General features: G+C 73.0%; 21 protein-coding genes. 12 read left to right on the top strand and 9 right to left on the bottom strand.

What is annotated here, in order from left to right:
* Positions 1 to 6: 6 nt before the first annotated feature.
* The 3 genes from ASD18_RS03225 to ASD18_RS03215 all read right to left on the bottom strand — a co-directional run bounded on the left by ASD18_RS03225 (position 7) and on the right by ASD18_RS03215 (position 3,726).
* Positions 7 to 2,136, bottom strand: a complete 2,130-nt coding sequence (locus ASD18_RS03225) for a bifunctional polysaccharide deacetylase/glycosyltransferase family 2 protein (protein ID WP_156387868.1) — start codon at positions 2,134 to 2,136, stop codon at positions 7 to 9.
* Positions 2,137 to 2,162: 26 nt separating this feature from the next.
* Positions 2,163 to 2,687, bottom strand: a complete 525-nt coding sequence (locus ASD18_RS03220) for a hypothetical protein (protein ID WP_056086551.1) — start codon at positions 2,685 to 2,687, stop codon at positions 2,163 to 2,165.
* Positions 2,688 to 2,757: 70 nt separating this feature from the next.
* Positions 2,758 to 3,726, bottom strand: a complete 969-nt coding sequence (locus ASD18_RS03215; RefSeq protein ID WP_056086548.1) for a helix-turn-helix domain-containing protein — start codon at positions 3,724 to 3,726, stop codon at positions 2,758 to 2,760.
* Positions 3,727 to 3,914: 188 nt separating this feature from the next.
* Between ASD18_RS03215 and ASD18_RS03210 the strand changes: the two genes are divergently transcribed.
* Complete coding sequence (locus tag ASD18_RS03210; protein ID WP_056086545.1) at positions 3,915 to 4,631, top strand: alpha/beta hydrolase; 717 nt, start codon at positions 3,915 to 3,917, stop codon at positions 4,629 to 4,631.
* Here ASD18_RS03210 and ASD18_RS03205 read toward each other — a convergent pair.
* Complete coding sequence (locus tag ASD18_RS03205) at positions 4,600 to 5,772, bottom strand: winged helix DNA-binding domain-containing protein (RefSeq protein ID WP_056086542.1); 1,173 nt, start codon at positions 5,770 to 5,772, stop codon at positions 4,600 to 4,602. The genes ASD18_RS03210 and ASD18_RS03205 overlap by 32 nt on opposite strands.
* A gap of 68 nt (positions 5,773 to 5,840) precedes the next feature.
* Here ASD18_RS03205 and ASD18_RS03200 point away from each other — a divergent pair, with 68 nt between their 5' ends.
* From ASD18_RS03200 to ASD18_RS03190, 3 genes are all read left to right on the top strand, one after another.
* Positions 5,841 to 6,671 carry an alpha/beta fold hydrolase gene (locus tag ASD18_RS03200; RefSeq protein WP_056086539.1) on the top strand — a complete coding sequence of 277 codons (831 nt, stop codon included), beginning with the start codon at positions 5,841 to 5,843 and terminating at the stop codon, positions 6,669 to 6,671.
* Positions 6,672 to 6,806: 135 nt separating this feature from the next.
* On the top strand, positions 6,807 to 7,877 hold the full coding sequence (locus tag ASD18_RS03195; RefSeq protein WP_056086537.1) for a lytic polysaccharide monooxygenase: 1,071 nt from the start codon (positions 6,807 to 6,809) through the stop codon (positions 7,875 to 7,877).
* Between the two features lie 71 nt (positions 7,878 to 7,948).
* On the top strand, positions 7,949 to 9,151 hold the full coding sequence (locus tag ASD18_RS03190) for a low temperature requirement protein A (RefSeq protein ID WP_156387867.1): 1,203 nt from the start codon (positions 7,949 to 7,951) through the stop codon (positions 9,149 to 9,151).
* Here ASD18_RS03190 and ASD18_RS03185 read toward each other — a convergent pair.
* A complete protein-coding gene (locus ASD18_RS03185) occupies positions 9,144 to 9,542 on the bottom strand; it encodes a hypothetical protein (RefSeq protein ID WP_056086530.1) in 399 nt (132 codons plus the stop codon). The genes ASD18_RS03190 and ASD18_RS03185 overlap by 8 nt on opposite strands.
* 76 nt (positions 9,543 to 9,618) lie before the next feature.
* Positions 9,619 to 10,563: a sigma-70 family RNA polymerase sigma factor gene (locus ASD18_RS03180; protein WP_056086527.1), complete on the bottom strand. Its 945-nt coding sequence runs from the start codon at positions 10,561 to 10,563 to the stop codon at positions 9,619 to 9,621.
* Between the two features lie 38 nt (positions 10,564 to 10,601).
* Here ASD18_RS03180 and ASD18_RS03175 point away from each other — a divergent pair, with 38 nt between their 5' ends.
* The 3 genes from ASD18_RS03175 to ASD18_RS03165 are packed head-to-tail and all read left to right on the top strand — an operon-like array spanning position 10,602 to position 12,100.
* Positions 10,602 to 11,420 (top strand): alpha/beta fold hydrolase, encoded by an 819-nt coding sequence (locus ASD18_RS03175; protein ID WP_056086526.1) that lies wholly within the window; start codon positions 10,602 to 10,604, stop codon positions 11,418 to 11,420.
* Complete coding sequence (locus ASD18_RS03170) at positions 11,417 to 11,686, top strand: DUF1905 domain-containing protein (protein WP_056086523.1); 270 nt, start codon at positions 11,417 to 11,419, stop codon at positions 11,684 to 11,686. Before ASD18_RS03175 ends, ASD18_RS03170 begins: the two co-directional genes overlap by 4 nt.
* A 21-nt stretch (positions 11,687 to 11,707) precedes the next feature.
* Positions 11,708 to 12,100 carry a VOC family protein gene (locus ASD18_RS03165; protein WP_056086521.1) on the top strand — a complete coding sequence of 131 codons (393 nt, stop codon included), beginning with the start codon at positions 11,708 to 11,710 and terminating at the stop codon, positions 12,098 to 12,100.
* Between the two features lie 22 nt (positions 12,101 to 12,122).
* On the opposite strand, the gene ASD18_RS03160 is transcribed toward ASD18_RS03165, so the two are convergent.
* The gene (locus tag ASD18_RS03160) at positions 12,123 to 16,250 is read right to left on the bottom strand and encodes a CARDB domain-containing protein (protein WP_082573489.1); all 4,128 of its coding nucleotides are present in this window, start codon (positions 16,248 to 16,250) and stop codon (positions 12,123 to 12,125) included.
* Between the two features lie 230 nt (positions 16,251 to 16,480).
* Here ASD18_RS03160 and ASD18_RS03155 point away from each other — a divergent pair, with 230 nt between their 5' ends.
* The 5 genes from ASD18_RS03155 to ASD18_RS03135 all read left to right on the top strand — a co-directional run bounded on the left by ASD18_RS03155 (position 16,481) and on the right by ASD18_RS03135 (position 19,570).
* On the top strand, positions 16,481 to 16,771 hold the full coding sequence (locus tag ASD18_RS03155) for a DUF4287 domain-containing protein (protein ID WP_056086516.1): 291 nt from the start codon (positions 16,481 to 16,483) through the stop codon (positions 16,769 to 16,771).
* A gap of 1 nt (position 16,772) precedes the next feature.
* Entirely contained in the window at positions 16,773 to 17,111 is a 339-nt protein-coding gene (locus ASD18_RS03150) for an iron chaperone (protein WP_056086513.1), read from the top strand.
* A gap of 91 nt (positions 17,112 to 17,202) precedes the next feature.
* Entirely contained in the window at positions 17,203 to 17,448 is a 246-nt protein-coding gene (locus ASD18_RS21740; protein WP_056091462.1) for a hypothetical protein, read from the top strand.
* A complete protein-coding gene (locus tag ASD18_RS03140) occupies positions 17,448 to 18,689 on the top strand; it encodes a cupin domain-containing protein (protein WP_235522241.1) in 1,242 nt (413 codons plus the stop codon). The genes ASD18_RS21740 and ASD18_RS03140 overlap by 1 nt, the downstream gene beginning before the upstream one ends.
* Positions 18,690 to 18,700: 11 nt before the next feature.
* A complete protein-coding gene (locus ASD18_RS03135) occupies positions 18,701 to 19,570 on the top strand; it encodes a sucrase ferredoxin (RefSeq protein ID WP_200938449.1) in 870 nt (289 codons plus the stop codon).
* Here ASD18_RS03135 and ASD18_RS03130 read toward each other — a convergent pair.
* Positions 19,555 to 20,484: an aldo/keto reductase family oxidoreductase gene (locus ASD18_RS03130; RefSeq protein WP_056086510.1), complete on the bottom strand. Its 930-nt coding sequence runs from the start codon at positions 20,482 to 20,484 to the stop codon at positions 19,555 to 19,557. The two genes, ASD18_RS03135 and ASD18_RS03130, sit on opposite strands and share 16 nt — an antisense overlap.
* Positions 20,485 to 20,495: 11 nt before the next feature.
* The gene (locus tag ASD18_RS03125; protein ID WP_056086505.1) at positions 20,496 to 23,507 is read right to left on the bottom strand and encodes a glycoside hydrolase family 38 C-terminal domain-containing protein; all 3,012 of its coding nucleotides are present in this window, start codon (positions 23,505 to 23,507) and stop codon (positions 20,496 to 20,498) included.
* Positions 23,508 to 23,526: the final 19 nt, after the last annotated feature.

Below are 23,526 nucleotides of genomic sequence, written 5' to 3'. Positions count from 1 at the left end.
GAGCCGTCAGGCAGGGACGACGACGTCACCGGACCGGTGCAGCTTGTGCCAGGGCAGCCGCGCACCGGCGACCGCGCTGGCGATGGACTGGATGACGACCAGGTAGATGAGCTGCCGGTAGAACACCTGCTGGAGCGGCAGGCTCCACAGCGGCCGGAGGCTCTCGCCGTCCAGGTGCAGGGCGTACGCGGTCACCGCCGTCTGGAGCACCGCGAAGGCGAGCCAGATCGTGAGCACCGACTGCGCGTTGCCCGTGAACAGGCCGTAGAGCGCGAACAGGTCGATGGCCGGAGCCAGCAGCGGCAGCAGCACCTGGAACAGGAGCATGTACGGGATGCCGATCAGCCCGAGCCGGCGCCCGCTGCCTCCCCGGTCGAGGACCGCGTGGCGGTGCTTCCAGAGGCACTGCATCGTGCCGTAGCTCCACCGGTACCGCTGGCGCCAGAGGTCGTTGACACTGCTCGGCGCCTCGGTCCACGCCCGGGCCCGCTCCTCGTGCACCACCCGGTAGCCCGCCCGCAGCACCCCCATCGTGATGTCGGTGTCCTCGGCGAGCGTCTCGGAGCTCAGGCCACCCGCCGCCTCGACGGCCTGCCGCCGGAACGCCCCGGCCGCGCCGGGCACGGTGGTGATGCACCCCCACAGGTCCTGCAGGCGACGGTCCAGGTTGAACCCGCTGACGTACTCCAGGTGCTGCCAGCGCCCGAGCAGACCGCGGCGGTTGCCCACCTTCGTGTTGCCGCTGACGGCGCCGACGCCCGGGTCCCGCAGGGGCTGGACGAGCATCCGGATGGTGTCCGGCTCGAACACGGTGTCGCCGTCGAGCATCACCAGCACGTCGTGCGACGCCGCCCGCGTGCCGGTGCGCAGCGCGGCGGCCTTGCCCCCGTTGGCCTGGCGCACGAGCCGCACCCCCGGCAGCCCGAGGCGCTCGACCACGTCGGCGGTGCCGTCGGTCGACCCGTCGTCGATGACCACGACCTCGAGGTCCGGGTAGTCGCTCGCGACGAGGGACCGGACCGCGCGCTCGATGCCGACCGCCTCGTTGTACGCGGGCACGAGCACGCTCACGGGCGGCAGCCACGGCTCGCCGGACACCCGCCGCGCCGACACCCGGACGTGGTGCGGGGCGAGCGCGACGACGAGCACGGTCCGCAGGAGCGACAGCAGGCCGAACCCGAGCACCGCCCAGCTCACGGCGGTGACCAGCCACGACGACGCCCGGACGGCGAACCCCAGGACCTGCCCCTGGAACGCGGGGACGGCCTCGGCCGGCCGGGACGCGCCACCCGTCAGACCGATCCCCTCGGACACCGTGGTGAACCGGTAGCCGGCGGCCCGGTAGCTCTCGATCAGCGCGGGCAGGGCGGCGATCGTCTCCGACCGGTCACCCCCGCCGTCGTGCAGGAGGACGATGTGCCCCTCGGTGCCGGTCGGTCCGCCGTTCGCGACGATCTGCTCGACCCCGGGGCTGCTCCAGTCCTTGGTGTCCCGGTCGGCGAGCACCACCAGGTAGCCGGCGTCGGTGGCACTCGTCGCGGCCGCGAGCTCGGCGGCATCGAGCGTGCCGGGCGACGACGAGTACGGCGGACGCAGCAGCGACGTGCTCAGACCGGCGCTGCCGGCCAGGCCGAGCTGGCCGAGCGAGAGCTCGAGGTTCCGCCGCCAGGCCGGGACGGCCGACAGGTCGGCGTGCGACCACGTGTGCTCCCCGACCTCGTGCCCGTCGGCCAGCACCTCACGCACGAGCGCGGGGTCCTCGACGGCCCGGGCGCCCACGACGAAGAAGGTCGCCGGGACGTCCTCCCTGGCCAGCACCTCGAGCACCTGCGGCGTCCACCGCGCGTCGGGACCGTCGTCGAACGTGAGCGCGACCGTCCGGTCCTGCATCGGCACACCCACCAGCCGGCCACCGTCCTGCACCAGGACGGGACCCCCGGTCGGCGCGGCGACGGCGACGCGCTCCCGCGGTTCGGCGGTCCCGGCGCCACCGACGCCGGACGAGAGCGTCTGCAGCCCGAGCGCCAGGAGCAGTGCGGAGAGCACGGCGACGAGCAGGACCCAGTGCGCCAGGGCGGGGCGCCGGGCGACGTACTCCACGTGTGCGCCGCGCCGCCGTGCGGGCGCAGCAGCCATGCCGACCATCTCGTCCAGCACGGTGCTCAGCCCTTGGTCGGGCGCGGGGTCGGGACGGCCGCGTGCGTGGACGCCGGCACGGGCTTGGCGGTCGGGTCGTTGCCCGGCGCGTCGGCGGACTGCCCGGGCGCCTCCGCGGAGCGGCCCGGCGCGGTCGACGGGGTGGGCGTCGCGACGGGGACCGGGACGGCCGCGGGCGTCGGAGCGGTGGTCACTGCCGGCGCGGCCGCCTGCGTCGGTGACACTCGCGGCGCGGGCGTGGTGGTCGGCGTGGTCGAGGGAGTGGCCGACGGGGTGGTCAGGGGCGCGAGGGGTGCGCTGTCCGAGCCGGGGTCCGCGAGCGCGGGAGCCACGGGCCCGGGGAGCAGCGGACCCAGGCCGGGGACGGCGAGCCTGCTCATGCCGACCGGGAGCACGAGAGCCACGACGACGAGCGCGCAGTAGAGCCCGACGAGAAGACCGAGGGTCCACATGACCCTCCGCACCGTGCGGCCCCGGCGTCCGGAGGGGTCGACGAAGACCGCTCGCGGGGTGCCCGACAGACCACTCATCCTCGTCCTCTCGTCGTGGGACAACGGACGATCCTCCCACGGGGCCCCACGAACGGAGGATTCGCCCAGGTCAGACCGCCCCCCCGGACGCCGCGAGCCGCCACTCCCGCGGGGTCGCCCCGAACGCGTCCCGGAACACCCGGCCGAAGTGCGAGGCGTCGGTGAACCCCCAGCGAGCCCCGACGGTCGCGGCGGTGAGGTGCGCGGAGGCGGGGTCCCGGAGGTCCCGTCGGCACGCCTCGAGGCGGGCCGCACGGATCCAGTCCCCCAGCCGGATCCCGGCACGCGCCAGCTCGGCATAGAGGTGGCGGACGGAGACGTGGTGCGCCGCGGCGATCGTCGCCGCGGACAGTCCCCGGTCGGCCAGGTGCGCGCGGACGTACTCCTGGACGCGCAGGACGAGCGACCCGTGCAGCGGTGCGGCGGCGAGCTCGCGGTCGGCGACGTGGGTGGCGATGAGCGCGCGGAGCAGGTCGATGCTCGGCCCGGCGACGAGGGCGGCCGCCGTCGGGTCGTCGAGGACGTCGGTGCTCCCGAGCGAGTCGAAGTACGGGGCCACGACGGCGGCGAGCGCGTTGTTGTCCGGACCGATCCGCAGCCCGGTCACGGCGGCGAGCGTCCCCTCCGCGAGTGCGAGCGCGCTGCGGGGCACCTGGAAGTAGTGCAGCTCCGTGCGGTCGGTGTTGAGCACCGTGTACGGGCGGGTGCTCTCGTAGACCACCATGTCGCCCGCGCGCAGCACGGCCTGGTGCTCGCCCTGCGCGACCATCGTCGTGCCCGAGACCTGCACCGCGAGGAAGACCGTCGGGTCGTGGTCCTGCCGCGCCAGGGCGGGGGTCCGCCGCAGCATCGTCGGTGTCGACCGGGCGGACGAGAAGTTCACCGGCCCCGCCTGCGCGACCTTGCAGCGCACCTCGATCTGCGGTCCCGGCCGGTCGTAGTCGATCTCGACCGGCAGCACCCCGGCCCAGATGGCGTCGTGGATGATCTCGATGCGGTCGTCGGGCGGCAGGTCGTCGGAGCGCAGGACCAGGCTCATACCGGAACCTCACAAGTCGGGCGTCTCGGTTGTGAGCAACCGTACGGTCGCCGACCCGCCTCTGGCACCTGCCGTCTCACGACGGATCGTGCACAGCCGGACCAGATTCGTGCACGCAGGGGCCACCGACCGAGGCACGCCCGTCCGGAGACTGAGCCTCACCCGCAGTCGCCCGAGAGGAACCGACCATGAGCCCCACCGTCGTCCTGATCCACGGAGCATTCGCCGACGCCTCCGGCTGGGGAGGTGTCATCAGCCGCCTGAGCGCCGCCGGGATCACCACGTACGCGCCCTCCAACCCCCTGCGCAGCGTGTCCGCCGACTCCGCCTACGTCCGGGCGTTCGTGTCGACCATCGACGGCCCGGTCGTCCTCGTCGGCCACTCCTACGGCGGCGCGGTCATCACCAACGCGGCCGTGGGAGCGGACAACGTGAAAGGCCTGGTCTACATCGCGGCGTTCGCGCTCGACGAGGGCGAGCCGGTCGGCGCCGCGACCGCCCTCGGCGCCGACGGCCCGCCGCCGGACCTCACGCAGGTGATCACGGTGCGCCCGTTCCCGGACGCGGGCGAGGGCAACGGCGACGCCTACCTGAACGTCGACATCTTCCCGCAGACGTTCTGCCAGGACCTGCCCCCGGAGGTGGGTGCCGTCATGGCCGTCTCCCAGCGGCCCGCCGCGCTCGCGACGCTCGGAGAGCCGTCCGGGCCGCCCGCGTGGAAGACGCTCCCGTCCTGGTACCTGGTCGCGTCGTCGGACCGGGTCATCCCGCCGGCGGCCGAGCGGGCGATGGCGGCCCGGGCGGGGTCGACGACCGTCGAGATCGACAGCTCGCACGTCGCGATGATCAGCCACCCCGACGAGGTCGCGGACCTCATCCAGCAGGCGGTCGCCGGGGTGGGGTGACCAGCGGGGCGGGGAACCGGGGCATGACCGGCGTGCCGTGCAGCCACGCGGTGAGCCGGTCGGCCTCGGCGTCCAGGGCGGCCCGCGCGTCGGCACCGACGTCCTCGAGCAGGACCAGGTCGACGGCGCCGTCCTTCGTCGACCAGCCGCCGACGATCCGCCCGTCCACCCAGACGGTCGCGCCCCCGTTGCCCACCGAGTCGAACACCTGCGCCCGGTACGGCCCGAGGTACCAGTCGCGCTCGGACCACCCCATCGTCGTCGGGTCGAGGGCGGGCAGCAGGGCGACCCAGGGCGCGACCGGGCCTACGGGGTCGACGTCGTCGGGCATGACCCAGCCGGTCCCGTCGTGGAGCGCGACCTCGACCGCGCCGACATCCCGGAGCGCCTGCCGCACCGCGGTGAGCGTCGAGCCCAGCCACCACTTCACGTCGAGCGTGGTCCCCGGCCCGAACCGGCGCAGCCACCGTTCGACCAGCTGCGCCCGGGCCACGTCCTCCGGGAGCGCGGGAATCTCCGCGCCCAGCCAGTCGCTCGCGAGCGCCCAGGTGGGCCGCGAGCTGGTCCAGGAGCCGAGGTTGCCCGCGCGCACGATCGTCCCGGCGGCCTGCAGGCAGGTCATCACGCGCGACACCACCGCGAACGAGCCGGCCCACGACTTCCCGTGCCCGTACGCGATGGAGCCCTCGAGCACCGGCTCGCGGTCGCGGAGCTGCGCCGCGGTCAGCGGCCCGTCGGCGAGGCCGGCGACGGCGGCGGCCGTGACCTCGTCGAACCACCGCTCCGCGTCCTCGACCAGCCCCGCCTCGCGGACCTCCTTCTCGAGCCGGCGCCGCTCGACGCCCGCCACGCGGTCGCTCGACGCCGCCTGCACGACCGGGAGCAGGTCGCGCGTGACCGCGAACAGGGTGCGCCGCATCGCCAGGTGCTTGACCAGCGTGCGGTCGTCGTAGAGCGCTCGGTCGAGGTCCGGCACCGTGAAGCCGTCCGTCCGCGCCCACGCGGACAGGTACAGCCCCGCCGGGTCGGTGCCGTGCAGGCAGACCATGGCCTCGGCGGCAGCCTCGACGGAGTCCACCCGGAACGGCGGCGCCACCGCGTGCCGACGAGCGAGCCGTGCCCGACGCTCGGCGACGTCCATGTGGATCACGTGCCGATGGTGTCGGGCGCCGGGCGGCGAGCACAACCGCACGTCCCTAGGCTCGACCGGTGACCGCCCCCACCCTGGTCGAGCTGCCCGACGGCCGCACGCTGCGCGCCTACGACGTCGCCGTCGACGAGCCACGACTCACCGTCGTCTGGCACCACGGCACCCCGAACGTGGGCACGCCCCCGGAGCCGCTGCTGCCGCTGAGCACGGCCGTCCGCTGGGTCTCCTACGACCGGCCAGGCTACGGCGGCTCCACCCCGCACCCCGGCCGGGACATCGCCTCGGCGGCCACCGACGTGGAGGCGATCGCGGACGCCCTCGGCATCGACCGGTTCGCGGTCCTCGGCCACTCGGGCGGCGGTCCGCACGCGCTCGCCTGCGCGGCCCTCCTGGGTGACCGGGTGGTCGCGGCGGTGAGCGGATCGGGCCTCGCGCCCTACCCGGCGGACGGCCTCGACTGGTTCGCCGGCATCAACCCCACCGGTACCGCCGAGCTCCGCGCTGCCGTCGACGGCCGCGACGCCCTCGAGCACGAGCTGACCACCGGCGAGTACGACCCGGAGATGTTCACGCCCTCCGACCACGCGGCCCTCGACGGCGTCTGGGGCTGGCTCGCGCGGATCGCCGGCGAGGCGCAGAAGGGCGGCATCGGCGGGATGGTCGACGACGACCTGGCCTACGTCGCGCCCTGGGGCTTCGACCCCGCGGACATCACCGCCCCCGTGCTCCTCCTGCACGGTGACGCCGACCGCGTGGTGCCGGCGGCGCACAGCCGATGGCTGGCCCACCGGATCCCGTCCGCGGAGCTGTGGCTGCGCCCCGGTGACGGGCACGTGTCGGTGCTGGGTGCGGCCCCCGACGCGCTGGACTGGCTGCTGACGCGCGTGTGAATCGCTTCGGCGCCTGGTCACCCCGGCCCGGTGTCGTGAGGGTGGACGGACGCCCCCGTCGCCCCGTCAGCGACACGGTTGCTGGCGAGGGCGCTTCCGGGGGGTCAACGACGACGTCTTCGAGAAGGGGTACCCATGTCTGTCCGAGCACGACCTCGCACTCTGGCCACCGCGCTCCTCGCGGTGGTCCTGGCGCTGGGTGCAGCGGTCATCACCTCGCAGCCTGCGTCCGCCCACGGGTCGGTCACCGACCCGCCCACCCGCAACTACGGCTGTTGGGAGCGCTGGGGCAGCAACCACCTGGACCCCACCATGGAGCAGAAGGACCCCATGTGCTGGCAGGCCTGGAAGGCCGACCCGAACGCCATGTGGAACTGGAACGGGCTGTACCGCGAGAACGTGGGCGGCAACCACCAGGCGGTCATCCCGAACGGCCAGCTGTGCTCGGGCGGCCGCACGCAGTCGCCCCGCTACGACGCACTCGACGCGGTCGGCCCCTGGGTGGCCAAGGGCGTCCCGACGTCGTTCACCCTGACCCTGACCGACGGTGCCAAGCACGGTGCCGACTACCTGCGCATCTACGTCTCGAAGGCGGGCTTCGACCCGACCACCGAGGCGCTCGGCTGGGACGACCTCGACCTGGTCAAGGAGACCGGTCGCTACGGCACCACGGGGCTGTACCAGACCGACGTGAACCTGTCCGGCCGCAGCGGCCGCGCGGTCCTGTACACCATCTGGCAGGCCAGCCACCTGGACCAGCCGTACTACCTGTGCAGCGACATCAACATCGGCGGGGGCACGACGACCCCGACGCCCACGCCGACCCCCACGGTCACCCCGACCCCGACGCCCACCCCCACGGTGACGCCCACCCCGACGCCGACGCCGACGGTCACGCCCACCCCCACGCCGACTCCCACCGGCGGGACCGGCGCGTGCACGGCGACGGTCAAGGTGGTCAACTCCTGGCCCGGCGCCTTCGTCGGTGAGGTCACGATCACGGCCGGCTCGACCGCGCTGACCGGCTGGCACACGTCGGTCGCGGGCGCGAGCCTGACCCAGGCGTGGAACGGCTCCCTGGCGGGTGCCAACACCATCACCAGCGCTGCGTGGAACAGCGCAGTTCCCGCCGGCGGGACCGCCACCGCCGGCTTCATCGCCAACGGCAGCGGCACCGGCCTGACGGCCACCTGCGGCACGCACTGATCGACCGGGCGCCCGCCCGTCCCCTGCCGGGGGGCGGGCGGGCGCCGCCTCGGGTGCGGTCTACTGACCGCATGGCATCCGAGCCCGTCGCGACCATCGAGCGGCACGCCACCTGGAAGGAGCTGTTCTTCGACCTGGTGGTCGTCGCCGGCGTCGGCCAGCTGGCCCACCTGCTGCACGAGGACACCGAGCCCACCACCCTCGGCCTGTACGCCGTCCTCTACCTGGCGTTCTGGATCTCCTGGGCCGGCTTCGCGGTGTACGGGAACATCGCGGGCGACGACGCGCGCACCGGCGTCCTGATCACCGCGATGCTCGGCCTCGCCGTGATGGCGGCGTCGGTGCCGGGCATCCACGGGTCACGGTCCAACGCGTTCGTCATCGCGTACGTCGCGCTGCGCTGGTTCTCCGGTGCGGTCATCGCGCGGGGGAAGGTGCTGCTCGACTGGCCGCTGGCGCAGTACGGGCTCGGGGCGGTGCCGTGGCTCGTCTCCCTGTGGGTGGACGCGCCGCTGAAGTACTGGCTGTGGGTGGTCGGGATCGCCATCGACCTCGTCGTGCTGCTTCTTGCCTCGGCCACGCGCACGATGCAGAACGCCGAGGAGCGCCTGGAGCGCGGGCAGGGCGGACGGCGGGGCGGTCCCGGGGGTGGCCGGCCCTTCGTGCTCCAGGGCACCCACACCGACGAGGAGCACCTCGCGGAGCGCCTCGGCCTGTTCGTCATCATCGTGCTGGGCGAGGGCCTCATCCAGATCATCGACGCCGCCGCCGACTCCGAGACCTGGAACCAGGACCCGGCTCTGGTCGCGCTCGGTGCGTTCGCCCTGCTGGCTGCGGTGTGGACCGCGGGGCTGCTGCACGGGACCGCGGGCATCCCCCAGCTCAGGCCGCACACGGTCGCGCCGCGGATCGTCATGCTCCTGCACGCGCTGCTGACCGGGGCGCTCGCGGCACTGGCCGCCGCCCTCGGGGTCGCCGTCGAGCACGCCCACGAGCCTCTGCCCGACGAGTACCGGACGCTGCTGTGCGGCGCGGTCGCGGCCTACTGCGCGATCGGTGTGGTCACCGCCCTGCTGGTGGGCAAGAACCGCCGCTGGATCCTCGCCCGTGGAGTGCCGAGCATCCTGGTTCCTGTGGCGCTGGTCTTCCTGTGGCCGGACCTGTCGGTCGGCGTGCTCGTGTGGCTGCTCGTGGCCGTCGTGGTGTGGCTCGTGCTGGAGAAGCCGGCGGACGGACGACCACGGCGGGAGCGCCGGCGGCCCGGCGTCAGCTGATCGACGAACGCCGACGCTCGCGCGCCCGGACCACCAGCACGACCGCGGTCCAGAGCAGGGCGACCGACGCGAAGAACGTGGTCACGGCGATCAGGGTGCCCGGGAACTGCTCTCGGAGCACCCCGCTGCAGTGCTCGGCGACGGTCGTGCCCGGGGCCAGCTCCATCGAGAAGCTGTCCTCGACGCAGTTCTTGTCGATGGCGTAGGCGCCGAGCGCCAGGAACAGACCCCACGGGATCAGGAGGACGAGCAGCCAGCGCAGCTCCTCCCCGAGCGACATCGGCCGCCGACCCCACAGCCGGCGCTCGGCCTGGGCACACCGCCGCAGCGCTCGCACGCCCAGCACGACCCCCACGGGGAGCAGCACCCAGCAGGTGATCACGAACAGCACCGCCCCACCTCCGCGTCGACGGTAGAGCGACGCGGACCGGGCGGCGCCCGAACGACGCGGCCGTCACCCGGACGGCTCACGGCAGGGTGACAGGCAACCCCCACGCCTCGAAGTGCTCCGGGCCGATGAACGCGGTCAGCTCAGCCACTTGGTCCCCGCGGAACGTGAGCACGTCGATCGACCACGCCCGATGGACGTGCTCGCCCGGCCCTCGCAGGTAGGACGCGACCGCCGGCTGGCCGTCCGCGCTCGTCGGCTCGTGCCGCCACGAGCCGCACACGAACGCGATGGTGGTCGCGAAGTCGCCGACGGCGGAACGCCCCAGGTACCAGTGCGGCAGCGGCGGCATGGACCAGGTGACGTCGTCGGTCACCAGGGACAGCAGGAGGTCCACGTCCCCGCGCTCGAGGGCCGACGAGTACGCCGCCACGACCTCCCGGACGCGGGCGTCAGCCGGCGGCTGGTGGTCCCGCGCAGGCACCTTCTCCGCGACCGTGGCCCGCGCGCGCTGCAGGGCGCTGTTCACGGACGCAGTGGTCGTGTCCATCCACATGGCGATCTCGGCGGCGGAGAAGCCGAGCACCTCGAACAGCAGGAGCGCGGCCCGCTGGTTGCCGGGCAGGTGCTGCAGCGCGGCGACGAACGCGAGCTCGACCGACTCCCGCTGCTCGTACCGCGCATCCGGGTAGGGACCGAGCCAGGCAACCTCCGTCAGGGGCGCGTCCCCGACGACGGCCTGGTCGCTCGACGGGCCGAGGTCCACAGGCAGTGCCCGACGACCGCGCTGGGCGATCGCGTCGAGGCAGGCGTTGGTGGCGATGCGGTAGAGCCACGAGCGCAGAGAACTCCGACCCTCGAACCCGTCGATGGCCCGCCAGGCCCGCAGCAGCGCGTCCTGCAGGGCGTCGTCGGCGTCGTGGACCGAGCCGAGCATCCGGTAGCAGTGCGCGTGCAGCTCACCGCGCAGCGGCGCGACGAGCTCGGAGAAGTCCTGGGCGCGGATCTCGGACACGTCCGTCATGACCGATGATTCTGCCCCGCGCCGCAAGTCCTAGAGCCATGACCACACTCACCACCGCCACCACCCTCGACGTCCCCGGCGCCCGACTGCACTACGAGCTGCGCGGCACCGGCCCCCTGATCGTCCTCGCCGGCGCCCCGATGGACGCCACCTCGTTCGCGCCGCTGGCCGACCTGCTGGCCACCGACCACACCGTCCTCACCACCGACCCGCGCGGCATCAACCGCAGCCCGGTCGACCACCCGGACCAGGACTCGACTCCCGTCGACCGGGCCGCGGACCTGGCCGCCCTGATCCGGCACGTCGACGCCGGACCCGCCACGGTGCTCGGCTCCAGCGGCGGAGCGGTCAGCCTGCTCGCGCTGGTCGAGCGGGACCCGGAGCTGGTGCGCACGGCGATCGTGCACGAGCCGCCCCTGGACGAGCTGCTCCCCGACCACGCCGACCTGTACGAGAAGACCGAGCGGATGATCGCCACCTACCTGACGGGCGACACCCGGTCGGCGTGGCAGCAGTTCATGGTGATCGGGAACCTCCAGATGCCCGACGAGGTGTTCGAGATGTTCTTCGGGTCCCCCCGCGAGGGGCAGGCCGCGGCCGACGAGCACTTCCAGTTCGCGCACATGATCCGGCACACCGTGCGCTTCCGGCCGAACATCGACGCCCTCACGGCGGCGCCGACACGGCTGGTCATCGGCATCGGCGCGGAGTCCACCGGGCAGCTCTGCGATCGGACCTCCCGGGCGCTCGCGGACCTGCTCGGCCTCGAGCCCACCCTGTTCCCCGGCGACCACATCGGGTTCGCCGAGCAGCCGGAGGCGTTCGGGGTGCGGCTCCGCGAGATGCTGGGCGCATGACGATCGACGCCACCTTCACCGCGCCCATCCGGAAGGACGGTGCCTTCGCCACCTACCTGGAGCTCGACGGCTCCGCCGAGCTGCTGGGCACCCGCAAGGCGGTCAAGGTCACCGGAACGCTCGACGGGCACGAGTTCGCCGCGACCCTGATGCCGTCGGGCACCGGGCCGCACTGGCTCCCCCTGCGCAAGGCGCTGTGCACCACGATCGGCAAGAGCGCGGCGGGCGAGCTGGTGGAGGTGCACCTGCGGGAGCGGCTCTCCTGAACCGCCGCTAGCGTCCGGGGGATGACTCCCGTCGTCGGACACCTCACGATCGACAGCGCCGATCCCGGCGCCCTCGCCGCCTGGTGGAGCCGGGTGCTCGGGTGGCAGGAGGTCTGGCGGTCCGACGACGGCACCGAGGTGGCGATCGGGTCGCCGATCGGTGGGTCGACGAACTGGTTGTTCACCCGGGTAGCCGACACCAAGACGGTGAAGAACCGCCTGCACGTCGACCTCCGGCCCCCGGAGGACCACGGCACCGAGCTCGCGCGACTGCTCGAGCTCGGTGCCGTCCGGGTCGACATCGGCCAGGGTGACGCGCCCTGGGCGGTCCTCGCCGACCCGGAGGGCAACGAGTTCTGCCTGCTGGTGAACACCCCGGCTGAGATCGAGACGTACCTGAGGGCCCCCGGCTGACCGAGGGCCCTCAGGCGCGTGCTCAGCTGCCGGTGATCGTGAACTGCGACCCGGGCTGCCGGACCACGTCCCCGTCGGCGTTCCCGGCGAACGTCACGTTGGACAGGATCGCGTTGCCGCTCACGCCGCTCATCGCCAGGATGCCCGCACCGTTGCGCGAGTTGGTGATCCGCACGTTCGTGATCCGGACGTCGGGCATGGCCCCGCCGCCGTTCTTGAACTGGATGCCGTCGTAGGTCGAGTCGTCGATGTCGGTGTCCCGGATGGTGACGCCGGTGATCGGCAGGGTGGACGGGAACAGGGTGATGGCCCCGAACTCCTGGTCCTCGTTCCAGAACGCCCCACCGGTCCGGTATAGGCCGTTGTTGGCGATCAACGTGGTCCCGCCGAACGGCAGGGGGCTGTGGTCGGTCGCCAGCATGATGCCCGGGTAGTTCATGGTGTCGTAGACGAGGTTGTTCTCGATCGACTGGTTGGAGCCGCCGTAGATGGCGATCCCGTTGGCGCGCCACGGCAGCTGGATCGTGTTGTTCACGAAGTGGTTGTCGCGGGCGTTGTCGAGGTTCCGGTCCTTGACGTACGGGTTGGCCCAGATGGCCAGCGCGTCGTCGCCGGTGGTCCGGAACGAGGAGTTGAACACCCGCGAGTTCCGAGTGCCGTTGGAGAAGTTGATCCCGTCGGCATAGGTGTTCCGGATGCGCATGCCCGTGAACTGGAGCCCGTCGGCGGGGCCCCAGAGCTCGGGCACGTTGTCGTAGTCGCGGCCCACCCAGGCGCCCACGTTGGCGTGCTCGATCCACACGTTGCTGATCGCGGTGCCGGCACCGAACCGGCCGTTGAGGCCGACGCCGCCCTCATCGTTCCCGTCGCCGCCGCGGATCCGGCCGGAGCCGAAGATGGCGATGTCGGAGATCTGGGTGTTCTTGTCGATGTCGAACCCGAAGTTCCCCTCGTGCGGGTGGTTGAGGGTGTTCGCGTCCTGCGGCTCGATCAGCGAGTACAGCTGCGAGCGCCACATGCCCGCCCCGCGGATCGTCACGTCGGAGATGCCCACCTGGTTGTACGTCCCGCGGTTCAGCGGGTCGTCGGTGAGGATCTTCTTCTCCTGGCGCCACTGGCCCTCGGGGATCCACACGCAGCTGATCTGACCGTTCTGGTCCGCGGTCACCGCTGCCTGGATCGCGGTGGTGTCGTCGAGACCGTCGTTCGGCACCGCGCCGTAGGCCGTGATCGAGGTGCACTCCGCGGGCTTGGGCAGCGCGGGCGCCACCAGCTCGAGGTCGATCAGGTCGAGGACGTAGAACGCCGCGGTGTCGCCGGCGTCGCGCTGGAGCCGGAACACCGTGCCCGCCGGGTAGGACTGGGCGAGCAGCGCGTGGGACTCGTCGAACAGCCGTCGGGCGTCGCCTCCCGGGGTGTTGGTGAGGCCCTCGGGCTGGTCGGTGGTCCCGTACAGCCAGCTGTGCCGGCTGGAGAGCGTGACCTTCTGCACGAAGGTCCCGTTGGCGTACAGGCTGATCGTCGCCTCCTGGCCGCCGCCGCCCGCCGCGTCCGGGATCGAGTTCCGGATCACGATCGAGTTGGTGGCGTTGGTGGACGTGAGCTGCACGTACTGCCCCTGGCTGGTCAGGCGCACCGACCTGCGGCCCGAGGACTCGGTCCCGAAGTTGGTGTGCCCGAACGTCCTCAGCGCGTCGGCCTCGACCAGGGTGCCGGTGTAGGTGCCGGCCTCGGCCTCGTAGGACGTGTACGGCACGGCCGCCCCGCGTCCGACGACGATCGACTGGGCGAGCGTGTTGTTGTTCTCGTTGGTCTCGGCGACGGCGTTCGTCGCGTCGGCCGTGGCGGTCAGCGTGGCCCCGCCGGTGACGGCGGTCCACGTGCCACCCAGAGCGACCGTGGCGGTGGCCTGGGAGGCGAGCGCAGCGGTCGCGCCGTTCAGGGTCGTGGTGCCGACCACCAGCCGCGTGGTGGAGGCGGCAGCGGCCGACGAGCCGCGGTTCTTGACCGTGACCGTGAAGGACACCGACGAGCCGACCGCGGGGTTGGCCGGGTTGGAGGCGATGGCGAGGACCTGCAGGTCAGGGCCGGGCGCCTCGGTGACGACCACCTTGGTCGGGTTGGTGAACGCGTTGTTGGCGTCGTTCTGCTCGACGACCGTGTTGGCGGGGTCGACGACCGCGCCGATCGTGTACGAGCCGGCGGGGCGGGTGCCGATGCCCCGGGAGACGGTCGTGGACTGGCCGGCCGCGAGCGCGGGCACGGCGACCGTGTCCACGCGAGCTCCGTCGACCGTCAGGTCCACGGTGGTGGCGGCCGACGCGAGGTTGCCGCCGTTCCGGACGGTCGCCGCAAGCGTGATGGCGGCGGTCTCGACGGGTGCGGCCGGGCTGGCCGTGACCGCGGTGACCGTGAGGTCCGGGTTCGGCGCCGGGACGCCGACCACCTGGAGCACGGAGACCTGCCCGTTGCCCGCACCCGTGTTCGCGCTGAAGACCAGGCGGACGTCGGTGGCCGAACCGCTGACCGGGATCGTCACCTTGTTGCCCGACCCCGGCGCGAACGCGTACGCGGCGGACGCCTTGAGCGTGCTCCACGCCCCGGAGCCGACGCGGCCCTCGATCGAGAACGTCTGCGTCCGGGCGCCCCAGGCGGCGACCGGCGGCACGCCGACGACCACCTGCTGGAGCGTCGACTGTGACGCCAGGTTCACCGCGAGCCAGCTCGGGTACGCGCCGCCCGCGCCCTCCCAGTAGGTGCTCGGGTCGGCGTCGACCGCGTGGGCGGCGACGAACGTGAACTCGGTCGACGACGCCGTCGCGGGCCGGCCGGCGGCGAGGTCGGACCCGTCCCCGGTGGGCGGTGCGGTGACGATCACCGAGCCGCTGGCGGCGTTGTTGGTCTCGTTCGACTCGGCGACGGTGTTGCCCGGGTCCACCGTGACCGTGAGCGGGTAGGAGCCGGCGGCGCGGGTGCCCGCGTTCACCGTGATCGTGGTCTGCGCGCCCGCGGCGAGCGCCGGGACGGTCGCGGTGCCGACGCTCTGGCCGCCGAGCGCGACGGCGGCCGTCGTCGCCGCCGATGCACCCGCGCCGGCGTTGCGGACCGTGGCGCCCACGGAGATCGGTGTGGTCGGCGAGACCTCGATCGGGTTCGTCGTCAGCGCCACCTGGAGGTCCGGGCCCACGGGTGGCGGCGTGCCGGTGCCGAACACCTGCAGCTCCGCGACCTGCGCGTTGGAGGAGCCGGTGTTCGCGGTGAACACGAGCCGCACGTCGGTCGCCTCACCGGAGACCGGGATCGTGACCGTGTTGCCGCTCGACGGGCTGAACGCGTAGGCCGCCGACGCCGTGAGGTCGGTGAAGCTGCCGGTGCCGGTGCGGCCCTGGATCGCGAACGTCTGCGCCCGGTTGCCCCACGCCGGGTCCGGGTTGAGCCTGACGACGACGCCCGTGAGAGCGGACCGGGCCGCGAGCGACACCGTCAGGTTCGACGGATAGGCGCCGGGCGCACCCTCCCAGTACGTGCTGGCCGAGCCGTCCACCGCGTTCGTCGCGACGTAGCTCTGCTGCACGGAGGTCGCCGTGATCGGGCGGCCCTGCGCCAGGTCGGTGCCGGCCGGCGGGTCCACCGGGGGCGTCGAGGAGGTCCCGTAGACCTCCACCTCGGACAGCTGCGCGGCCGGCCAGCCGGTGTTCGCGCTGACGGACGCGCGCACGTACCGGACGCTCGTGTCGGTGACGTCGATCGCGACGGTGTTGCCGCCGGTGAACGCGTAGGACGCCGACGCCTTGAGCGTGGTGAAGCCGGATCCGTCCGTCGAGCCCTGCAGGGTCACCGTCTCGTTGCGGGCGCCCCAGCCCGCCGGGATCTTCAGGGTCACGTCGGTCACCGTCGCGGCGGCGCCGAGGTCCACCTGCACCCACTGCGGGAACGCGTTGTTGGCCGACTCCCAGTAGGTCGCCTGGTTCCCGTCGGTGACGTTGCCGGCGACGTAGGTCTGGTTGGTGCTGCTGGCGGTCGCGGGCTTGCCCGCGGAGAGCAGCACGGGTGCGGCGGACGCACCCTGTGCCACGAGCGTGACGCCCAGGGGCGCGACGAGCGCGATCGCGGCACCGGCCACGAGCGCGCGCTTCAACCGAGTTCTCATGACGTCCTCGTTCTCCCGCGTCGTTGCGGGGTCGACCCCCGGGCGCGCGAAGGTGCGCGTGGGGGATGAGCGACGGCGAGATGAGTGCGGTTCATCGCGACCGGGGAGTGCCGTCTGCACGACTTTATGCAGCCGGATTGTCCAGTTCTTGCGGTGCGACATTACGAACATGTCGCACACCCGTCAAGCGCGGCTGCCCGCTAGGTTCCACGTGAGGAGAGGAGACAGCCATGTCGTTCCAGGCGTACCTGGACACCATCGAGGACAAGACCGGGCTCACGCCGCGGCAGCTGGTGGAGATCGCGCACGAGAAGGGCCTCGACGCCCCCGGCGCCAAGGCGGCGGGCGTGGTGACCTGGCTGCAGGAGGACTACGGCGTCGGCCGCGGGCACGCCATGGCCCTGTGGCACGTGATCACCAAGGGTCCGACCATCAGTACCAAGCACGTCGGCACCGACGGCGTGCACCGCGACGAGAGCGACACGCTGTGGCTCGACGGCAAGGCGACGAAGCCGGTCTGAGGTGAACACCACCGACGAGTACATCGCCACGTTCCCGGACGACGTCCGTCCGATCCTCGCCGAGGTGGCCGCCGCGCTGCGCCGGGCTCTGCCGGGGGCCGAGGAACGGATCCGGTACGGCATGCCCGCGTTCATGCTGGGTGGTCGCTACGCCCTGCACTTCGCCGGGTGGAAGCACCACGTGGGCCTCTACCCCGTGGCGACCCTCGACCCGGAGCTCGAGGCCGAGGTCGCCCCGCACCGGTCGGCGAAGGACACGGTGAAGCTCTTGTACCGCGATCCCGTGCCGACCGACCTGATCGAACGCGTCGCCACCGCGCTGCGCAGCCGGCACGAGTAGCTCCTCGGTCGCCGGGCGTCGTCGGCACGGCGTGGATACGCTCGCCGAGGCGGCGACGTCGCTGCACGGCTGCGAGAACGAGGGAGTGTCCATGAGCATCAACGACGACGACATCACCAGCGAGCCGGCACCCGCAGGCGAGGGCGTGGCGGACGGCGGCGCGAACACCGGCGGGCACGACGGCGGCGCGGACGGCTCGGCCGGCGAAGGTGTGGCCGACGGCGGCGCCAACCCGGGCGGGCACGACGGCGGCGCGGACGGCTCCGCCGGCGAAGGTGTGGCCGACGGCGGCGCCAACCCCGGCGGCCACGACGGCGGGGCGGACGGCTCGGCGTAGTGACGCCCGACGTCCTCGTGGAGCGCGGACCGGTCCTCCGGTCCGCGCTCTCGCGCTGCATCGACGTGCCGACGGAGCAGTTCGCCCGCGAGCACTGGGGGCGCGCGCCCCTGCTGTCGGTGGCCCACGACGACTTCGCGGACCTGTTCTCCCCCGCTGCCGTCGACGAGCTGGTCGGCCGGCGCGGCCTGCGCACACCGTTCGTCCGGCTGGCCCACGAGGGCAGCGTGCTGGAACCCGGTCGGTTCACGTCCTCCGGCGGGTTCGGCGCCGAGGTGTCCGACCAGGTCTCCAGCGACAAGGTGCTGGCCGAGTTCGCCGCGGGCGCGACGATCGTGCTGCAGGGCCTGCACCGGATGTGGCCGCCGCTGGTGGACTTCACGCGGCGGCTGGTCGAGGAGCTCGGGCACCCCGCGCAGGTCAATGCGTACGTCACGCCGCCGTCGTCGCAGGGGTTCTCGCCGCACTACGACACCCACGACGTGTTCGTCCTGCAGGTGTCCGGCGAGAAGCACTGGGTCATCCACGCACCCGTGCACCCCGATCCCCTGACGACCCAGGTGTGGACGGACCACCGCACCGCGGTCGCCGACGCCGGCCGCGGCGAGCCCGTCATCGACCAGGTGCTCCGGCCCGGCGACGCCCTCTACCTGCCGCGCGGGTGGATCCACTCCGCCACGGCGCTGGGTGACACGTCCATCCACCTGACCGTCGGCATGGCCGCCTACACGCGTGCCGACGTCGTCGACACCCTGCTGAGCGTCGTCGGGGACACCGAGTCTCTGCGCGCGTCGCTGCCGCTGGGGATCGACGTGTCCGACCCGGACCAGCTGCGGCCGATCGTCGAGGAGACCGTCGCCGACCTGGTCCGCGCGCTCACGTCGACCGCCGATCCCGCGGAGCTCTCCGCACGGAGCCTCGGCGCGCGGTTCGGCCGGGACACCCGGGCCGAGCCCGTCGCTCCGCTGGCCACCCTCTCCGCGATCACCGGCCTCACCGAGGCGACGCGCGTCCGGTGGCGGCCGTCCCTGGGGGGCCGCGTCGAGACCGCGGGCGACCGCGTCCGGATCACCGCCCGCGGCACGGTCCTGTCCCTCCCCGTCGAGGCGGAGGCGGCGATCCGTGTCCTGCACGCGGGCGACCCGGTCGCCGTCGGGTCCCTGCCCGGGTTGGACCTGGCCAGCGCGCTCGTCGTCGTCCGGCGGCTGCTGCGCGAGGGTGTGGTGGTGACGTCGGAGTGATCGAGGGGTGGGTGCCCTGCAGCGACGGCGCCCGCGCACGCCAGGACTCGCTCGTCGCGACCGGGTCGCACGGCGACCGCTGGTTCCTGGTCGAGAACCAGGCGGGGTGGGGTCGGCACGCCCTGCTCGACCCGCCCTTCGACCACGACCTCGGCCGCGCCCTCGTGCACCGCATCGAGGGCGCCGGCATCCGACCGCTCGCCATCCGCCGCCCCGGACGGCGGGCCGTGCAGGACGGCACCCGCTGGGCGCTCGTCGACTCGCGGCCGGGCCAGGAGTCCGTGCGCTGGGGGTGGGTCGACGATCGGCGCGCGCTGCTGGACATCCCCCTCGACGGCTCGGCGGGGGCACCCTCCGACCGCCCCGTCTTCGCCGTGTGCGCCCACGGCCGGCACGACCAGTGCTGCGCGGTGCGCGGCCGGGCGGTGGCCGCGCGCCTGGCGTCGGAGTACCCCGAGGAGACCTGGGAGTGCTCGCACCTGGGCGGCGACCGGTTCGCCGGCACGATGGTCCTGCTCCCGCACGGCCTGTACTACGGCTGGGTCGACGACGGCGACGCGGTCGCGGTGGCCGACGCGTACCTCGACGGCCGGGTCGTCCCGGAGTTCCTGCGCGGGCGCAGCTCGTCCTCGCACCCGGTCCAGGCCGCGCAGCACTTCGCGCGGGCGGAGCTGGGCGACGAGCACCTCGACGCCTACCCGCCGCTCGGCGAGGGGCGGACGGACGACGGCTGGTCGGTGCGGCTCGGCACGGCTGACGGGCCGGTGACGGTGGAGCTCGTCGAGACCTCGTCGGCACCCTTGCTCTCCACCTGCGCGGCGACGCAGGCGCTGCCCGTGCGGCAGTGGGCGCTCGCCGGGATCGCCTACGGGAGGATGTAGCCCGCGGCCCGGAACAGCTCGTACCACTCCGGGCGCGTCAGGGGGATGTCCGAACCCTGCGCCGCACCCGTCACGCGGTCGGGGCTCGTGGTCCCGAGCACCACCTGCATCTGCGCCGGGTGCCGGGTGATCCAGGCGGTGGCGATCGCGATCGGCGGGACGTCGTACTGGCCGGCCAGCCGGTCGATGACCGCGTTGAGCTCCGGGTAGTCGGGCGAGCCGAGGAAGACGCCGGTGAAGAACCCCGCCTGGAACGGCGACCACGCCTGGATGGTGATGTCGTTCAGGCGGCAGTAGTCGAGGATGCCGCCGTCGCGGTCGATCGACTGGTCCTCCGCCTGCATGTTCGCCGCGACGCCCCTCGCGATGATCGACGAGTGCGTGATGGACAGCTGCAGCTGGTTGGCGACGATCGGCTGCCGCACGTGCTTCTTCAGCAGCTCGATCTGCCCGGGCGTCTGGTTGGAGACGCCGAACGCGCGCACCTTGCCCGCGGCCTCGAGCGCGTCGAACGCCCGCGCCACCTCCTCCGGCTCCACCAGCGCGTCCGGGCGGTGCAGCAGCAGGATGTCGAGGTGGTCGGTGCCGAGCGAGGCCAGCGAGCCGTCGACGGACTCGATGATGTGCTCGGAGGAGAAGTCGAAGCCGTCGGGCGGCACGATCCCGCACTTCGTCTGGATGACGAGCTCCGCGCGGTCCGCCGGCGTCAGCCGCATGGCCTCCGCGAACCGCCGCTCGCACACGTGCATCGCCCCGCCGTAGATGTCGGCGTGGTCGATCATCGTGATCCCGGCGTCGCGGCCGGCGGCGACGAGCGTGCGGATCTCGTCGTCGGACTTCTCGGCGATGCGCATCAGGCCGAGCACCACGTTGGGGACGACGATGTCCGTGCCGGGCAGGGTGAACGTCTTCACAGCAGGTCCTCTCATGCTCTCGGCAGGCGCAGCGTGACCAGCTGGAACGGGCGCAGCTCGAGCTCGACAGCCTCGTCGGTCGCGGTGACGCCGGGGGCGTCGACGTCCCGTTCCAGCAGGTCGACCGGCCGGGCGCCCGACACCGGGAACCCGGGAACGAGCGTCGCACGCGCCTTCCCGCCCAGCGACTCGTACAGCCGCACGACGACGTCGCCGCTGCGGTCCTCGGCGAGCTTGACCGACTCGACCACGACGGCCGCGTTCGACACGGTGACCAGCGGGTCGGCGGCGTGCGCGCCCCGCACCACCCGTTCGCGCAGGTTGGTGCGGTAGCCGTCCTGGACGGCGTCCGCGATCGCGGCGCCCGGGTGCAGGACCGTGGTGAGCCGGTGACGCCCCTGGTCCGCCTCGGGGTCCGGGAACAGCGGGGCCCGCAGCAGCGAGAGCCGCACGGTCGTCCCCGAGCCGCCCGGCCGGCGCGTGATGTCGTGGCCGTACGTCGAGTCGTTGGCGATCGCGACGCCGTAGCCGGTCTCGCCGACGTGCACCCAGCGGTGGGCACAGATCTCGAACCGGGCCGCGTCCCACGACGTGTTGGTGTGCGTCGGGCGGTAGACGTGCCCGAACTGGGTCTCCGCCGCCGACCGGTCCGCCAGCACGTCGAGCGGGAACGCGAGCTTGAGCAGCTTCTGCCGCTCGTGCCAGTCGACGTCCGTGACGATCTCCACGGCCGCGCTGCCCCGCCGCAGGGTGATGTCCTGCACCAGGTGCGACGAGCCGAACGAGCGCGTGGTGCGCACGACGACGGCGTCGGCGGACTCGGAGACCACCTCGCGGCTGTCGGCGTCGAGCAGGTCCGTGCCCACCCGGCGGTACTCCTTGTCGATGTCCCACGCGTCCCACTGCGCCGGGGCGTCGCGGTGCAGCTGGAGCAGGTTGGCGAGCGCGCCCGCCGGGATCACCTCGCGGTCCGCCACCAGGTCGCGCAGCGAGTCGATCTGCCCGCCGGCCGTCAGGTGGACGTCGACCAGGCCGTTGCGGAGCGCGATCGTGCCGTCCTCGGAACGCACGAGGATGACCGGGTCACCGCCGGCGACCTCCACCGGACCCGCCCCGAGCGCGTGCACCCCGGACCGGGCGTGCGGCGCGGCGTTGAGCAGCAGAGCCAGGTCCCCGTCGCCGACCACGGCAGACGCGGCGTCGGCGATGAGCCCCTCGAGCTCCTCCCCGATCGCGGCGTACGTCTCCTCCGCCTGGCGGTGCACCCAGCCGATCGAGCTGCCCGGGAGGATGTCGTGGAACTGGTGCAGCAGCGTGGTGCGCCAGAGCCGCTCGAGCCGGTCGTACGGGTACTCGGCCCCCTGCTGCACGGTGGCGGTCGCGGCCCAGAGCTCGGCCTCGCGCAGCAGGTGCTCGCTGCGGCGGTTGCCCTGCTTGGTGCGCGCCTGCGAGGTGTACGTGCCGCGGTGGAACTCGAGGTACATCTCCCCGGTCCACACCGACGGCTGGGCCAGCTCGGCCTCCGCGCGCGCGAAGAACGTGTTCGGGCTTCCGAGCTCGACGGTCGGCGCCCCCTCGAGCGAGGCGAACCGGCGGGCGGACGCGACCATCTCCCGCGTGGGGCCGCCGCCGCCGTCGCCCCAGCCGAACGGGACGATCGAGGAGCCGGCGACGCCCTTCTCCGCGAAGTTCCGCTCGGTGTGCAGCAGCTCGACCGCGGAGAGGTCGGAGTTGTACGTGTCGACCGGCGGGAAGTGCGTGAGCACCCGGGAGCCGTCGATGCCCTCCCACGTGAACGTGTGGTGCGGCATCCGGTCGGTGTCGTTCCAGGACAGCTTCTGCGACAGGAACCAGCGCGACCCCGCCGACCGCACGATCTGCGGGAGCGCCCCGGAGTAGCCGAAGGAGTCGGGCAGCCAGACGTCCTGCGTCTCGACGCCGAGCTCCTCCAGGAAGAACCGCTTGCCCGTCACCATCTGCCGCGCCATCGCCTCGCCGCCGGGCATGTTGGTGTCGGACTCGACCCACATCCCCCCGACCGGCACGAACTGGCCGGCCGCGACCTTCTCCTTGATGCGGGCGAAGAGCTCCGGGTAGAACTCCTTCATCCAGGCGTACTGCTGCGCCGACGAGCACGCGAACACGAAGTCCGGGTCGGCGTCCATCAGCGCGATCACGTTGGAGAACGTCCGCGCGCACTTGCGCACGGTCTCCCGCACCGGCCACAGCCACGCCGAGTCGATGTGCGCGTGCCCCACCGCGTAGGCGTGGTGCGCGCTGGCCGACGCCGGCGCGTCGAGCAGCGGACGCAGCGACTTGCGGGCGGCGCCCGCGGACCCCGCGACGTCGTCGGGATCGACCGTGTCGAGCAGGTCCTCGAGCCCGAACCGGATGCTCGCACGTCGTGTCGAGTCCACCGGCAGCGCCTTCATCAGCCCGATCAGCGCCGTCAGGTCCTGCAGCAGCTCCCAGACCGCGACGTCCCGCAGCGCGACGTCGACGTACTGCAGCACGTACTGCGGCTCGCTGCCCGCCGTGGCGAGCTCCCCGTACGGCGTCGGGACGAACCCGAAGTTGCTGGCGATGTTGGGGTTGCCGGCCGCCTCGACGAACACGTCGATCCGCCCGTCGCCGGCCCACGGCACCGCCTGGTTCATCGGGGAGACGCCCTTGATCGTCGTCCCGTCCGGCCGCCACACCAGCCCCTCGGCCTGGAACCCGGGGTTCGACCGGGAGAACCCCAGGTCGATCATCAGCTCGACCGCGGTGCCCTCGCCCGACCACGCCTCCGGCACCTCACCGGTCACGTGGAACCAGGTGGTGCTCCACGGGGCGCCCCACGCGAGGCCCGGCGCGACCGGCGCGTACTCCTGGCCGGTCGCCTCGCGGAACGGCACCGGCTCACCGGGAGCCGACCACGCGGTCAGGTCGAGGGGGACCCGGGCGCGATAGACCGCCGGGACGATCTGGTCGGCCACGAACCGGTCGATGCGCGCCTCGGCGAGCAGGGGGTTGCCGTGCATCGTGCTCCTTAGTCGAGAG

This window comes from Cellulomonas sp. Root137 (genome assembly GCF_001426725.1).
Lineage (GTDB): Bacteria > Actinomycetota > Actinomycetes > Actinomycetales > Cellulomonadaceae > Cellulomonas.
This window is presented reverse-complemented; position numbering and strand designations above follow the sequence as displayed.

Coding starts and splice junctions, on each gene's coding strand:
- ASD18_RS03225 (WP_156387868.1), bottom strand. CDS start 2,136: ATGGCTGCTGCGCCCGCACGGCGGCGCGGCGCACACGTGGAGTACGTC.
- ASD18_RS03220 (WP_056086551.1), bottom strand. CDS start 2,687: ATGAGTGGTCTGTCGGGCACCCCGCGAGCGGTCTTCGTCGACCCCTCC.
- ASD18_RS03215 (WP_056086548.1), bottom strand. CDS start 3,726: ATGAGCCTGGTCCTGCGCTCCGACGACCTGCCGCCCGACGACCGCATC.
- ASD18_RS03210 (WP_056086545.1), top strand. CDS start 3,915: ATGAGCCCCACCGTCGTCCTGATCCACGGAGCATTCGCCGACGCCTCC.
- ASD18_RS03205 (WP_056086542.1), bottom strand. CDS start 5,772: ATGGACGTCGCCGAGCGTCGGGCACGGCTCGCTCGTCGGCACGCGGTG.
- ASD18_RS03195 (WP_056086537.1), top strand. CDS start 6,807: ATGTCTGTCCGAGCACGACCTCGCACTCTGGCCACCGCGCTCCTCGCG.
- ASD18_RS03190 (WP_156387867.1), top strand. CDS start 7,949: ATGGCATCCGAGCCCGTCGCGACCATCGAGCGGCACGCCACCTGGAAG.
- ASD18_RS03180 (WP_056086527.1), bottom strand. CDS start 10,563: ATGACGGACGTGTCCGAGATCCGCGCCCAGGACTTCTCCGAGCTCGTC.
- ASD18_RS03175 (WP_056086526.1), top strand. CDS start 10,602: ATGACCACACTCACCACCGCCACCACCCTCGACGTCCCCGGCGCCCGA.
- ASD18_RS03170 (WP_056086523.1), top strand. CDS start 11,417: ATGACGATCGACGCCACCTTCACCGCGCCCATCCGGAAGGACGGTGCC.
- ASD18_RS03165 (WP_056086521.1), top strand. CDS start 11,708: ATGACTCCCGTCGTCGGACACCTCACGATCGACAGCGCCGATCCCGGC.
- ASD18_RS03160 (WP_082573489.1), bottom strand. CDS start 16,250: ATGAGAACTCGGTTGAAGCGCGCGCTCGTGGCCGGTGCCGCGATCGCG.
- ASD18_RS03155 (WP_056086516.1), top strand. CDS start 16,481: ATGTCGTTCCAGGCGTACCTGGACACCATCGAGGACAAGACCGGGCTC.
- ASD18_RS21740 (WP_056091462.1), top strand. CDS start 17,203: ATGAGCATCAACGACGACGACATCACCAGCGAGCCGGCACCCGCAGGC.
- ASD18_RS03125 (WP_056086505.1), bottom strand. CDS start 23,507: ATGCACGGCAACCCCCTGCTCGCCGAGGCGCGCATCGACCGGTTCGTG.